Origin of the sequence: Mucilaginibacter sp. PPCGB 2223 (assembly GCF_001705515.1) — a bacterium.
In the GTDB taxonomy this organism is placed as follows: Bacteria; Bacteroidota; Bacteroidia; order Sphingobacteriales; family Sphingobacteriaceae; genus Mucilaginibacter.
The window spans coordinates 1-13677 of sequence record NZ_MDJS01000005.1; the positions used below are offsets into that span (position 1 = coordinate 1).

Below are 13677 nucleotides of genomic sequence, written 5' to 3' on the forward strand. Positions count from 1 at the left end.
CCCTCCAGCTCAAAATCCTCCTCCGGGTAATCCATCGGCAAGTTATCCAGGCTTCGGTCAACAACTGCAGTTGCTGCTACTTCTTCCGTCTTTCCGACTTCCGGACTTTCGGAAATCGGACTATCTTCCTCTTGATACTTGATACTTGCTACTTGATACTTCCCAACTCCCGAAACACCATAAAACCCCAAATGCCTCGCTATCTTATCCAGCGCGCTCATCTTATTGTGCAGCTTGATCTTGCTCTGCATCCCCACCCGATAGCCTTCCCCGTCCTGTATCTCCACAATATCATAACTGGCAATGGCTGCTTTCTCGTCCACCGTCAGTTCGTTCATCCGTTTCAGGCAGGCGTATTCGTCGTAATAATTACCCATATTGCTGAAGGCTATCTTTGATAGTTCCCGCAGGATCATATCATGCGTGATCTCCAGCCGCTGGCTGCGCCGGTTCATCGCCTCCTTTAAATAATGTTGAATTTTAGGCACATGCAGCAGCGCGCCTTTCCTGCTCGTGTTCTCGCTGTAGCCGCTGTTGATCGCAGCCTTAAAAGCGTTAAAATGGGTCAGGTACTCATCGCAAAAGCGCTGCTGCTGGTGCGTGAGTTTGCCATAAAGTTCGTTTGTTTCGTCTGTGTTCATCGGGTTGGTCTATTTAAGTTTAATTATTACTATAGTAATTTAAAATCTTAAATATACGGAAAAATTGGGGAATTACCAAGGTTTATTTATTACAAAACAAACTAACCATCACCACCATGGCATTGCGGGGCATGGCCTGTGCCGAACTTGTTTCGGTAAAGCAATCTCTCAGGAAAGTCTATGTGGAAGTCTCAAACGGCCATCTTTACTGGCGCAAGGTTAACAATTGGTGGTGATTATGTTAGCTTAGAATGGCTTGTTCTTGCGATTATATTGCAGAACTACAGGCACAACATATGCAAGCAATGAAAACGGACAAGATGTCTGACTATATGCCGAAATCGATTTCAATATAAAAAGTCCTTATTTAAGTAATTCGTAGTATTAATCAGGATAAGATTGACAAATAAATATTAAAAAAAATGGCAATTTGTCAGTAATATGTAGTCTTTAACTGACCGACATCTGACACAGGAGAGTTTTTACCCAACAAAAAAGAGAAAACATTTCCCAACACGAAATTAATTTTATCAAAACAGATATGTGTAAAAGTCTGCAGGCCAAACAAGTAACTTTGGCATAGTTATTCTTACAGCTTGAAAGATTCGATCTTTATAAATATAAAAGGAAAGCCTGAAAGGAGTCGTGATCCTGACAGGCTTATAGTTTGTCAAATGCTATCAGGGCGTCTAATCACCGCTGACATACTTTGTGACGGGTGTTGTTTGTTATTACGTGCAAAAGTATAAAAAGTTTGTTTTACGCAAATTTTTTCTCAAAAAACTTTCTCGCGCATTAATTCTGCCGTTTTTCTAAAACCTGATGCCGTAGTATCTTCCTGACACGAGATAGAAATGGAAGCCTCAATTACCTATGCCAAATGGGATTGGGAGGATTATGTTTTCAACTAAAACTAATAAGACATGGCAAACAACGGAAAAAATGAAGGCTACCGTCAAGGAGCGGTAAGAGGTCGTTCTCAATTTTTCAACCCAGTTACCGAAAAATGGGTGAAAAGAAACACTGAAACAGGTGAGTTTATGAATGTTAAACAAGATGGCTATCCTTTCAAAGGTGTCAGAAAGGAGAAGAAATAATGTCATTATATAACAGTAATTATTTGAAGAGTCTTTATAGACAAAATCTAAATACAATTAATGAAAATGCCCGAACTAAAATGTTCAGCACTAGTACAACTTCCATGTTTGATATTTTTCTTTCGCATAGTTATTTAGATAAAGAAGAGGTTTGGGGGCTTTATTTTGACCTAAAGCGAAAGGGATATAATGTCTATGTAGATTGGATTGTTGATCCGCATTTAGATAGGAGTAATGTTACCAAAGAGTCCGCACAGCTAGTGAAAACAAGAATGAAGAACTCGAAATCACTGTTATTGGCGGTTTCGTATAACGCAAGTGTTTCAAAATGGATGCCATGGGAGTTAGGATTTGTAGATGGAAATACTGATAAATGTGCTATTGTGCCGGTTAGCGAAGGAGATGTGAATAGAGCATCATTTAAAGGTGTAGAGTATTTGGCGTTATATCCATTTGTTACAAAAGATTCCTTATTGGGAACAGAAAATCTCATTATCGTAGAAAGTCCATCCACTTATGTATCCATGTATGATTGGATCAAGAGTAATGCAAAGCCAACTTTTAAATCGAGATCAATATTTTAATTTATGAGAAAAGCTTTAATTATTGGTATCAATGACTATCCGGGCGCACCATTAACAGGTTGTATTAATGATGCGACATCTATTGCAGGAATCCTAGAAAGGAACGGAGATGGATCTCCTAATTTTGATATTAAAACTATTTTGGGGCCTCCTCAAACTGTCACAAGAGCACTTATAAGAAGTGAGATTCGCAGTTTGTTTGAAGGAACTGCAGACGTAGCGTTGCTATATTTTTCTGGCCATGGATTACTACAGTCAAATTCAGGATATATAGTAACTAGTGATTATGAAAACTTTGATGAAGGAGTGCCCATGGATGAAATCCTGAAATTGGCCAATAAATCTAAAGCCAAAGACAGGATAATTATTTTCGACTGTTGCCATGCGGGTAATGTTGGTAATTCGAACAGCATCGACGATTTGACAGCGTCATTAGGTGAAGGGATGACCATCTTAACCGCTTGCCATAATTTTGAAACATCATTAGAAAGAAATGGCCGTGGGGTTTTTACATCGCTAATAACCGATGGTTTGCAAGGAGGTGCAGCAGACATAAGAGGTAATATTACTCCGGGAAGCTTGTACTCATACGTTGACGAAGCTTTAGGTGCATGGGATCAACGCCCTATCTTTAAAACAAATATCACGCGATTTACGCCTCTACGAAAAATTGCTCCCAAGATACCTTTAGAAATCATAAGGAAAATAACAACTTATTTTAATTCTCCAACCGATGAACATTCTTTAGACCCATCTTACGAATTTACTTCGACTGATGCTAAACAAGATAAGGTCGAAATTTTCAAGAATTTGCAAAAATTCGTTGCGGTTGGACTTGTAGCTCCTGTTGGCGAAGAACACATGTATTTCGCTGCAATTAATAATAAATCGTGCAAGCTAACCGCCATGGGATATCAATATTGGCGACTTGTTAAAGAAAATAAAATTTAAAAACTTATGAGAAGAATATTTGTCGCTTTTGCCATTGAAGACTGGAACCATAAAATATTATTTACAGGACACGCGAAAAACGCGCGTGTACCCTATGAATTTGTGGACATGTCTGTACGTGAGCCTTGGGATAGCCAATGGAAAACTAATTGTAGGGCAAGGATCAAAAGCTGTAGTGGTGTAGTTATTTTAATATCACCTAACTTAAAAAATGCCACGGGAGCTTTATGGGAGGCGAAATGTGCAATCGAAGAAAATAAGCCAATAATAGGAGTTTATATAAATGGTGGCAATGCTTGGCATGTACCATTAGAATTTTGGGGGAAATTCAAATGTTATACATGGCAATATGATCATATAAAAAATTTTGTCGAATCATTATATTAAATAACGCCTAAAAACCATTATTATGATAAATAAAGTGCCTGTAAAGAAATTGGTCGAGTTCAACAGATTTACCGAACGACAACAACAAACTTTTGTCAACAATTTAAAAATTCCTAAAAAGCCGAAATCGGATAAGGATGAAGGTGGAAATTACTGGACAAGAAGTCTTAGTGGTTTAGGGCGTGCTTTTAAAGAAAACAACAATGACAAAATAAGAGAGAAAATAGAAGCTTTAACAGAGGTCTACGAAACGGCAGATCTTAAGAGGACTAAAGTTATGTATCAGAGAAATCTCGAAATACTTCATATTTATGAAGATTTTGATTTTTCAATTTGGCGTCCAATGGGTAATCTCTATTTTCTCACCAAAACCCAAGAACCTTTGTCGATTAAGAATGTACCCGTGCAAGTCATCCCTCATCATGTGTTTACTTTTGGAGATAAAGATAATTTACATGTCGGTGGTATATGGTTTGTAGTTTGGTTGGATGGTTTCAAATCGAGCGATCTCGGTACTTATTCTGAAGCATTATATAAATATCTATCCCATTACTATTCAAAATACAAGGCAGATCCGAATTATTGCTTAATTGTTGATGCTGCCACTACAGAAGTAGTACGATATCAACAAATTTTAGATAATAAAGTACCATCGTTACTCCAAACTTCAATTGATGCTCTTAATAAATATCTAAATTGACCCCCACCCTAGCGCAAGTATGTCGGGCAGGCAAGCGGGCAAAAGCTACTTGTGCCTTAAGGCCCCCTGCTACCGAAAGCGTCCCGCTTGTGGTAAACCATGCAAATCCACTCTGACAACATTAATCCACAAATAATATTCAACCGGAGCGCCGGCCCGAGAATACGCCGGGCCGGGAGTATGGCCCGCGCGCCGAAGGATCGTATTCTCTTGATTTTTGGATACTTTGTATCAAGACAAAGTATCGAGCCCTCCCGCGGCGGCGAGCGGGAACCCAGATGCTATCGCAAGCATCCTCCAAGTATAGGCACAAGTTAAGCCACCACACCACCAACCCTTAAACTTGCGCCAGTAAAAAGCCATCGGGTACTTGCCTGTCGGATTCTGAAACAAGTTCAGCATGGCATGTATTTCATCATCTGTACATTCACGCACATGCCAATCGCAACAAACCCATCTTCCCGACTTGCGGACTAAAAGCCCCCGGCTTTATCCAACCCCAAGCAACCCTTTGCCACAATATGCTGTATACCCAGCGTAACCTAAACTACCTTCATGACGAATACCTTACCACCCGAAACGCACTGGAAACCCTGGCAAAAAATGTTGTTCAGGTATGGCTTTGTGTTCCTGTCGCTCATGTCGCTCATCGCCTATAACCCACTTATGCAGGCGCTCGACCTCAGGTGGGCAACCCAGACTGCTTTTTTCGGGCATCTGCACGGTTGCGCTGCCTGGCTGGACGACCATGTTTTTCATCTGGGCTATCTGCCCGCCGTACACGCCCCCGAAATCAGCGATACGCATTTTGGGGTTATCCTCACCCTAACCATCGCCATCCTGTCGATCGTGATTGCCCTGGCCTGGTCGTTTTTCGATAAAGAGCGCAGCAACTATAACCGCCTGTACTTTTGGTTCTGTAATTACCTGGCCTACTATATTTTTTTAGCGATGATACCCTACGCCGTCGAAAAAATAATACCGGTGCAGGCGCATTACCCCAATGCAACGGAGCTGATGTCGCGACTGGGCAGTTTCCGCAGGTGGGAGTTCCTGTTCCTGTTTATGGGCGCGAGCCCGGCCTATTGCATGTTTTGCGGCTGGCTCGAGTTCATCGGGTCGGCCCTGCTGCTGTTTAACCGCACCAGGGTTTTGGGCGGCTTGCTGATGATCATCGCACTGGTACAGGTGGTGTGCCTGAACATTTTTTATAACAACAACGTCATCCTGCTATCGGCCATGCTGCTATTGTGTACCCTGTTTATAATGGCCCGGGCCATGCCCAAACTTTACAGGATACTGGTCGGGCTGCAGCCCGTATCGCTGGCCGAATACCGGTACAGTTTTACCACCCCGTGGAAAAAGTACGCCCTGGTTTTATTGTGCTTTTTACCTGTATGGAAGCTTTATGCCATCACAACAAAAAGCTGGAAATATTATTGCACCCTGGTGCGTGAGCAGCAAACGCAGCGCCTCTATACGGTCGCCAGCTTCGGCGGGCAAAACGGTGCGATGCCATCGGCAGACAGCATCCGCTGGAAGTACGTTGTGCTCTTTGATCATCATCCCCGCCCGGGCACGCTCATCAAATACGATATGCAGGAAAAAACCGAGAGTTACATTTACAGCTGGGATACCCTTAAAACAACACTCGCCGTTTATACCAAAAAGGATACGCTGCACAAAAACGTGTTTACCTATTCCCGTTCGGTTAACGGCAATCTGCAACTAAAAGGGTTTTGGCAGGGTAAAGCTATTGCAATGGAGCTAAAAAACATGCCCGTCGACAGCATGACCCTGGTAAAGGATACCTTCTTATTTATGCAGGAAGATCAATAATATCTGGTTAACGGCTCATCACGATAACGCTTCCTCCACCCAACTCTTCCCCCAGTTCTCCACCTGTCCGGCCGTCCATAGTTCGGGGTAAAATATCCGTTTCTGGAAACGCGGGGGCAGGTATTTCTGCCAGTTGGTGCCACCGGTGGCCTTAATTTCTTCGGGTTCGCGGTGCAGGTAGCGCACGGCCGATCTATAGTGCGCCAGCGGCCAGTTTACGTTCACCAGCACGTCGAAGCGCCGCAGCTCGTCTTCGAGGGCGGCGGTGTTTTCGCCACGGGCCTTGAGCTGCGCCAGCAAGGCGTTAAAGTTATGGTTTACCGAAGCCTCGCCCAGCTCGACAAAGGTTTTGGCGTATTTTTTTTCGAACTGTTTTAATGTAAGCGTTTTTTTGCCGGTCGATAGTTCCGTCGCGCCGAATTTCCAGTAGATATACTCGAACTGTTCGGCCAGGGGGGCCTGGCGCAGTTCGTCGCGCTTGTCCCGGGCAACCAGGTTAATAAAATCGGTGGCGTAGATCTCGATCATGCGGTACTGCCCGCTCTGGAAACCGCTCGCCGGCAGCAGCGACATCCTGAACTGCAGAAACTGCTCCTTCTCCATCCCGTCCACCATGATCTGGAACGAGTGCGTTAAAGCTTCAAAATACCGGTTAATGCGCTGCAGCCGTCCGGTAAAAAAGGCAGCGGTAAGCGCAGTGTGGTTGGCTATCTGCCTGCATTCGTGCAGGGCCAGCTTAAAATACAGCTCGGTTATCTGGTGATAGATGATGAAGATCTCCTCATCTGGGAAAGGCGTTTTGGGGTTCTGCAAACTGAGCAGGGTATCCAGGTGGATATAATCCCAATAGGTTAAAAAATCGGCGTGCAGCAGACCGTCCAGGTACGATACCATATCCTGGCCCATGGCTTCGTATTTATCCTGCAAACGCTTTAAGCGATCTTCGATTTCGGGGGTGATGTGCATAATTGACCCGGTTAACTATGGGCTAAATTAAGGATAATTTTACAGAGGAAGATTTGACAACTTTTTAAAAGTTGTCAAATCTATAAGCGGTAAACCCTGAAGTTTTTAACCTCCTGCCGCGACCAGGTCGACCGGAAGCCGAAGTAGCCGTCGTTGAGCAGTTTGGCGTCGGCATACGTAAAATAACATTGCCCGTCAACCCAATAGCTGGTTGTACCATCCTTTACAATGATGCTGATATGATAGCTTTTATTGGCCTGCAGCAGGTGCGCAGCGTCGGTATACTCCTGTATCAGCGGCTTGGTTCCGTCGCCCAAATACTTGCGGAAGCGCGTGGTTTTATTGGTATTGCCGCCCATGCCGATGTAGTAAAGCGATAAGGCGTCGTAATCTTCCAGCTTACCTTTACGGGAAAATAAGCTGGCGTTGTTCGGGTCGGCAGCGCCCCAAAACTGGTTAAAGTCGGATAAGCGGTCGTTCTTGCCGGTATCCACCAAAACCCTGCGGTCGTACTCTATCCGGATGTTACCCTTAAGCCGCTGACTGAACCACACCGTTACGCCCTTGCGGGTGTTTAACACAAGTGCGCCATTTTGTGTATACACGCCCGAGTTGGGGGCAGGTTCCATCTCTATTATCCAGTTAGCGGTATTAAGCGGCCGGGTAAAGTTATCACTGTAAAGCAATTGGCCGCCCTGCGCTTTAAGGATGGTTGCCGACGCCATAAACAGGCAAAACAATATACCGGGTTTTAATTTCATAGCGAAAAAATGTGTGCGATGGTTTATCAACCCAATCTTAGCAAAGTTTACCGGTAAGTGCATCCTGTGGTGTTATGATAATTTTGTAATAAAGCGGCGACCGGTTGATTTTGCGCCATCCGAAACTTATATTTACACGTAGGTTAAACCCCATTTTGAACTATTGACTTGAAACGCTTTTTCGGGATACCTGTAGCCGAGCTGGAGGGCCGCAATTTCGGGCTCGACCTGTTTCGCTGCACGGCGGTTTTGCTGGTGTTAACATCGCATACGCTTTTGGGTTTTTTAAATACCGAATCGCTGCGGGCGTTTACCTTTTACCTGGGCAGCGCCGGCGTCGACCTGTTTTTTGTACTGAGCGGGTTTTTAATCGGTACCATCCTGATCAGGATACACAACAGGGAAACAGTCACCACTCTAAGCAGCATCAAAGGTTTTTGGGTGCGGCGCTGGTTCCGTACGCTGCCCAATTACCTGCTGGTTTTTGTTATCTATATCCTATTCTTTAAATTCTACAGCTTATACATCCCGTACCATAAACTGCCGCTTTACCTCACCTTTTTACAGAATGCCTTTATCCACAACGAGTGGTTTTACGGCGTGGCCTGGTCGTTAAGTGTTGAGGAGTGGTTTTACCTGTTGTTTCCGCTGGTGCTCTTACTTGCGCAGCACTTTTTTTTAAAGAGTAAGATGCGGATTGTAGTGATATCGGTATTCTGCTTTTTAACCGCCTGCCTGCTGCTGCGCATCATGGTATCGTTAAGCACGCACCACGAGTGGGACGATGGCTTCCGCAAGCAAATGCCGCTGCGCTTGGATAGCATTGCCATCGGGGTGCTGGCCGCCGTGATCAAGTTTTATTACCAGGATTTCTGGCTCAACAATAAAAACAAACTGGTCATCGCGGGCACCTGCCTGCTCACCGTTTTAACAGCCGAAATGTACCACAGCCTGTTAAAAAACAACACCATTTACGGCAACCTGTTCATGAATACGGTGTACTTTACGCTGTTCAGCCTGGCGCTGGCTATGCTGCTGCCCTTTGTACACGGCATCAGGTTGCGCCAGTTTAAATACCTGCGTTACAGCATTACCTATATCAGCCTCATTTCGTATTCCATTTATCTTATCCACCCGCTTTTCAGCTACCTGGTATCGCATTATTTAGGCGGCCGTTTAGGCGCCTGGTGGCTGATGGGCATATTATGGGTTTGCGTTTTTATCAGCTCATCGCTCATCTACAACCTCTTCGAAAAAAGGATCACCGCCCTGCGCGGGCGCTTTGCCGAAGCAAAAGAAGCAGCTCCGGTTTTAAGCTAAGGCCAGGTTATCTATCAGGTAATTTACAAAAAACAAAAACAGGTACCCTTTGGCCACCTCGTCTAAAACACGCTGCAGTATTTTGGCAAACTGCTTATCATGCGGTGGCAGCAGCATAATCTTGTGGTCGCCGGGCACATCGTTTACCACAACACCTTTTTGTGCGATTTTGCCCCAGCCCAGGGTTTTAAAATCATCCACAAAATAAACCCTTGTTTTCGCCCTGAATAAAAATATCTTTCCGTTGTACGGGGTAACTTTATAATTGGCAACGGCCGTACGCAACTTTTCAACCAGTTTGCCCATAAAATCGGGGATACCTTCGAGGTAGCTCCCTTTAAAGCTTTTCTCTTTCTCAAAAAGCTCCCGCGTTTTTAAGCTGATCATTTTGGCCTGGTATGCCACGGTAGCGCCAGGGTCGGCAAATAACGATTTAATAACAAACAGCGCTTTAGGGAACTGCCTTTTGATCTTGCTGAAGATCCGCGCTGCCTTCGTATCCCCATCCGATGGCTTCAGGTTGGTATCGATCATCCCGAGCAGCTTAACTTCTTTGCCTTGTGCTTCCAGTTGCTTTACCATCTCGATGGCGATATGGCCGCCCAGCGAGTAGCCTACGATAGCATACGGGCCGCTGGGGTTATCGGCCAGTATTTCGCTGTTATAGTGCGCGGCTATCTCCTCAATGGTATCCAGCTGCTCGTCGAAGCCGTTCAGGCCCAGCGATTGCAGGCCGTAAACCGGTTGCTCCGGATCGAGATGATTGGCCAGGCCGTTAAATACCAGCAGGTTCAGCCCTTCGCCATGGATCAGGTATAACGGTGTTTTTTTACCGCCTTCTTTGATCTTCACAAGCGATTTCCAAGCCGTTGTTTTGTCTTTATCATCAACCCAGGCCGCCAGTTGCTGTATGGTAGGATGATCAAACAGCAGCGCTATCGGCAGGCGCTGCCCGGTTAACTTTTCAAACTCAACCATAACCTGTACGGCAACCATCGAGTGCCCGCCCAGGTCGAAAAAGTTATCCGCGGTGCTGATGTTTTTTACCGCAAGGTATTTTGCCCATAACGCGGTGAGCATCCGTTCGGTTTCGGTAACGGGCGCTATGATATCCCCAACCGAAGCATGCGCCTCAATTACAGGCTTTGGCAGCGCTTTCCTGTCTATCTTGCCATTGGGCGTTAAAGGCAATTCTTTAATGATCACGTAAAAATGCGGCAGCATATAATCGGGCAGTTTGCCGCGCAGCGCATCCGTCCAAACAGCAGTATATTCATCCTGGCTTATTTTTAACGTATCATCCTTCAACTGCACATAGGCTACCAAACGCTGGTTGTCGAGCTCGTCGGTATGCACCACAACCACCGCCTCGTTCACATTCTCCAGTTTAGACAGGTTATGCTCAATCTCTTCAGTTTCGATACGGAACCCGCGTATCTTAACCTGGTGGTCTATCCTGCCGAGGCACAATACATCGCCGTTGGCTACTATCTTGCCTAAATCGCCCGTGCGGTAAATCCTGTAGTTGCTGTCGCCGTCGTCAGGATAGCGTATAAACTTTTCGTCGGTTAGTTCGGGGCGGTTATAATAACCCCTGGCAAGCCCGGCGCCGCCTATGCATATTTCGCCTACCTCGCCCGGCCTTACCGGCTTCAGCTGTTCGTTTAAAATATAGATCTGGGTACTGTTTACCGGCTTGCCTATGGTAATGTCTTCGGCCGTCGTGGTAACCTGTTTGATGATCGAATAAATAGTGGTTTCGGTTGGCCCGTACATGTTCCACAGTTCCGGGCACACGGCCAGCAGGCTGCCGGCTAACTTTTTGGTCATCGGTTCGCCGCCGCAAAACACCCTTACGGGCAACGGCTCATCCCAACCCCCTGCAACAACCATCCGCCAGGTGTATGGCGTGGCCTGCATAATGGTTACCTTCTCTTTTTTCAGGGTATCGAGCAATAGGCGTCCGTCCTTCACCGCTTCGGGGTCGGCTACGATGAGCAGCGCCCCCGATACCAGCGGCAAAAACAGCTCCACTACCGACATATCGAACGAAATGGTGGTAACGGCCAGTAAAATATCGTTATGGCTTACGCCCGGCGTAGTTTGCAGACTGTATAAAAGGTTGATCAGGTTTTGGTGGCTGATCTGTACCCCTTTGGGCAAACCTGTCGAGCCGGATGTGTATAAAATATACACCAGGTCGGTACCCTTTACCTTAACGGCGGGATCATCGATACCAAAAGCGGCCGATTGCGCCAGGGCGTCGTCAATAAATAATTTGCCGGTTTCTGTTTCAAACAGGCCGGCATATTGTTTTGATGTAATGAGCAGGTTGGCTTCCGAATCGGCCAGCATAAAGTTCAGCCGGTCGGCCGGGAAATTTGGGTCGAGCGGCACATAAGCTGCGCCTGCTTTAACTATGGCCAGCAAACAGATCACCATTTTGTCCGAACGGTCCAGGGCTACGCCAACCCTATCGCCAACCTTAATATTTTGGCTGATAAGCAACGCGGCGAGCTGGTTAACCTGCTGATTTAAGTTTTTATAGGTAAGGGTCGAATCCTTAAATTTAACAGCTAAGCGATCGGGCGATTGATGAGCCTGCTCACTTATTAAATTACCAAGGGCCTCAGGGATTGGGTACTCAGCTATAGTATTCAAAATTTTTTTACAGTATTGCAAAAACAATGCAATAAGCCTGCCACAGGGCCCAACAAATTGCGCTCTTTTTAAATATGGTTAACTACGTTTAAAAATAAATGGGCTGTTTAGCCACCCATTCAATTAAGGTATGCGAAAAATATAGATAATTCTTTAAACAAAAAAGCTTAACAGTTAAATAAGCGCCGTTTTATTAAATGGTATTTAATTTGTTACCTATTTTGATTAAGGGTCGTATTAAATATTCTCCCAAAAAAATATCAGCATTAACCAGCCTTTGTTTTGGCAGCCAAATCATCAAGCGCATCCATTACTGTGGTATCAACTCCGGGGTCAAATTTCCGGGCATAAAACTTCCCCGAGGCGGTCAGTATTTCCACATCGGCCAGGGTGAGGGTATGCGGGCGTGAGTCGCCGCGCTTAAAACGGATATACCGCAGGTGATCGTTTACGACACTGTCCCGTAAGGGCGAATTGAGCAATATCGTCTGGAAGATCAGCTCATCGGCAGCCCAGGTGAGCTTAAAAAAACGCTGTATTTTGGGGTAAGCTTTTAAATAATCGATGCAAAATTTTGCGCCAGCCGGCGTAATGGTAAACCATTGCGAGCGGCCGTATATTTGCAGCCCGGCGGGTAATTTCCGGGCCGGTAAAAACCGGTTTGCCAGTATCTGCAGCTGATGTTTACCCGGTATCGCAAAATCGCCGAAGTTATGTTTCTGCAGTCGCGATACGGGCTCGTCCCAGTCCTGCGGGATGGCAAAATAGCGCATAAAGCTTTTATCCGCATTGGCGAATAAGAATTGCTGGATCTCCCCGGCGCTTTTCAGCGGATAATCCTGCCCGCTCAGCAGGTTAATGTGGCTGTATTGCTTCCCGGTTGCCAGGATCTCGTCAAAACCGTTCAGCTCGGCTTCTATCATACTGTAATTGCCCCAGAAAACCGACACCCGGTTACGGATGAAGAACACGTTGCCGATATCAGCAAGGCTTTCAAATCCGGCCATATCGGTTTTAGCATCCAAATGGATGTATACATCCGCGCCGGCATGGTGCAGCCTGTTTATTAAACGCCTGGTTTGCTGCGGATCGTTGTGGATGAGCAATAAATGGGCTAACCTCATGCAAAATTCTGTTTCAGTAAAAATATAAATATCCGGCTCATATTTACCCGCGCAAGCGTTATTTGCAAAATAAATCTACTTTTGGCAATCATACCGCGCAGTTTTGCGTTATAACATTATGGAAAGATCAACGGGCAAATACATCAAGCTATTTATTTTAGTCGCGATAGCGGGCATGCTCAGCAGCTGCGGCAAACCAAAAGCGCTTAAAATAGGCGATATACATAACATCAGCGTAAAAAGCATCAGCTTAAGCGGCGTCGAACTCGAAGCTGTGGTGCCGGTACAAAACCTCAACGGCTATAACATCACCGCAAAGGAAGCCGAAATGGATGTACTGGCCGATAACCGGGTGGTAGCGCACATTACGCAAACTTCGCCGCCGGTGGTTATCCAGGGCAACAGCTCTGCCGATCATACCGTAAGCGTTAAGATCAACCTGCTGCACCCCGGCGAAATATTATCCCTGTCGAACCTGTTTTCGGGCAAAAGCGCGCTCAATGTGGATGGTACCATTAAACTCAGTTCGTTTGTTTTCAGCAAAACGGTGGTGGTGCACCAAACCAATGTGCAGGAGTATTTCAAGCCTATTTTCGAAGGTATTCGCTTAAACTAATTGTTTTTGCCCATCTTTTTACAGACATTT

Annotated in this window: 13 protein-coding genes; 8 read left to right on the forward strand and 5 right to left on the reverse strand. The window is 45.6% G+C overall.

The features are described from left to right. The coding region (locus BEL04_RS21300) for a terminase small subunit (RefSeq protein WP_066007357.1) at nucleotides 1-641 on the reverse strand (641 nt) is incomplete at its 3' end. A 923-nt stretch (nucleotides 642-1564) separates the two neighbouring features. On the opposite strand from BEL04_RS21300, the gene BEL04_RS24465 reads away from it, so the two are divergent. The 6 genes from BEL04_RS24465 (at nucleotide 1565) to BEL04_RS21325 (ending at nucleotide 6199) form a co-directional block, all read left to right on the forward strand. Next, entirely contained in the window at nucleotides 1565-1738 is a 174-nt protein-coding gene (locus BEL04_RS24465; RefSeq protein WP_175404128.1) for a hypothetical protein, read from the forward strand. Next, nucleotides 1738-2322: a toll/interleukin-1 receptor domain-containing protein gene (locus tag BEL04_RS21305; RefSeq protein ID WP_083228029.1), complete on the forward strand. Its 585-nt coding sequence runs from the start codon at nucleotides 1738-1740 to the stop codon at nucleotides 2320-2322. Before BEL04_RS24465 ends, BEL04_RS21305 begins: the two co-directional genes overlap by 1 nt. A gap of 3 nt (nucleotides 2323-2325) precedes the next feature. Further along, a complete protein-coding gene (locus BEL04_RS21310; protein ID WP_066007361.1) occupies nucleotides 2326-3273 on the forward strand; it encodes a caspase family protein in 948 nt (315 codons plus the stop codon). A 6-nt stretch (nucleotides 3274-3279) separates the two neighbouring features. Next, the gene (locus tag BEL04_RS21315; RefSeq protein ID WP_066007362.1) at nucleotides 3280-3660 is read left to right on the forward strand and encodes a TIR domain-containing protein; all 381 of its coding nucleotides are present in this window, start codon (nucleotides 3280-3282) and stop codon (nucleotides 3658-3660) included. Nucleotides 3661-3682: 22 nt separating this feature from the next. Beyond that, nucleotides 3683-4360: a hypothetical protein gene (locus BEL04_RS21320; RefSeq protein ID WP_066007366.1), complete on the forward strand. Its 678-nt coding sequence runs from the start codon at nucleotides 3683-3685 to the stop codon at nucleotides 4358-4360. Between the two features lie 555 nt (nucleotides 4361-4915). Continuing rightward, nucleotides 4916-6199, forward strand: a complete 1284-nt coding sequence (locus tag BEL04_RS21325; protein WP_066007368.1) for a hypothetical protein — start codon at nucleotides 4916-4918, stop codon at nucleotides 6197-6199. 18 nt (nucleotides 6200-6217) lie between these two features. Here the strand turns inward: BEL04_RS21325 and BEL04_RS21330 are convergent, their stop codons facing one another. Continuing rightward, nucleotides 6218-7165 carry a tryptophan 2,3-dioxygenase family protein gene (locus BEL04_RS21330; RefSeq protein ID WP_066007370.1) on the reverse strand — a complete coding sequence of 316 codons (948 nt, stop codon included), beginning with the start codon at nucleotides 7163-7165 and terminating at the stop codon, nucleotides 6218-6220. An 80-nt stretch (nucleotides 7166-7245) separates the two neighbouring features. Then, nucleotides 7246-7926, reverse strand: a complete 681-nt coding sequence (locus BEL04_RS21335; protein WP_139113138.1) for a DUF6250 domain-containing protein — start codon at nucleotides 7924-7926, stop codon at nucleotides 7246-7248. Between the two features lie 168 nt (nucleotides 7927-8094). Between BEL04_RS21335 and BEL04_RS21340 the strand changes: the two genes are divergently transcribed. Beyond that, nucleotides 8095-9246, forward strand: coding sequence for an acyltransferase (locus BEL04_RS21340; protein ID WP_066007372.1), 1152 nt, complete (start codon nucleotides 8095-8097; stop codon nucleotides 9244-9246). Here the strand turns inward: BEL04_RS21340 and BEL04_RS21345 are convergent. Beyond that, nucleotides 9238-11907 (reverse strand): amino acid adenylation domain-containing protein, encoded by a 2670-nt coding sequence (locus BEL04_RS21345; RefSeq protein ID WP_139113139.1) that lies wholly within the window; start codon nucleotides 11905-11907, stop codon nucleotides 9238-9240. The two genes, BEL04_RS21340 and BEL04_RS21345, sit on opposite strands and share 9 nt — an antisense overlap. Nucleotides 11908-12173: 266 nt before the next feature. Further along, nucleotides 12174-13031 carry a beta-1,6-N-acetylglucosaminyltransferase gene (locus BEL04_RS21350; RefSeq protein ID WP_066007377.1) on the reverse strand — a complete coding sequence of 286 codons (858 nt, stop codon included), beginning with the start codon at nucleotides 13029-13031 and terminating at the stop codon, nucleotides 12174-12176. Nucleotides 13032-13149: 118 nt separating this feature from the next. Here BEL04_RS21350 and BEL04_RS21355 point away from each other — a divergent pair, with 118 nt between their 5' ends. Next, nucleotides 13150-13647 carry a hypothetical protein gene (locus tag BEL04_RS21355; RefSeq protein WP_066007380.1) on the forward strand — a complete coding sequence of 166 codons (498 nt, stop codon included), beginning with the start codon at nucleotides 13150-13152 and terminating at the stop codon, nucleotides 13645-13647. Nucleotides 13648-13677 lie beyond the last annotated feature (30 nt).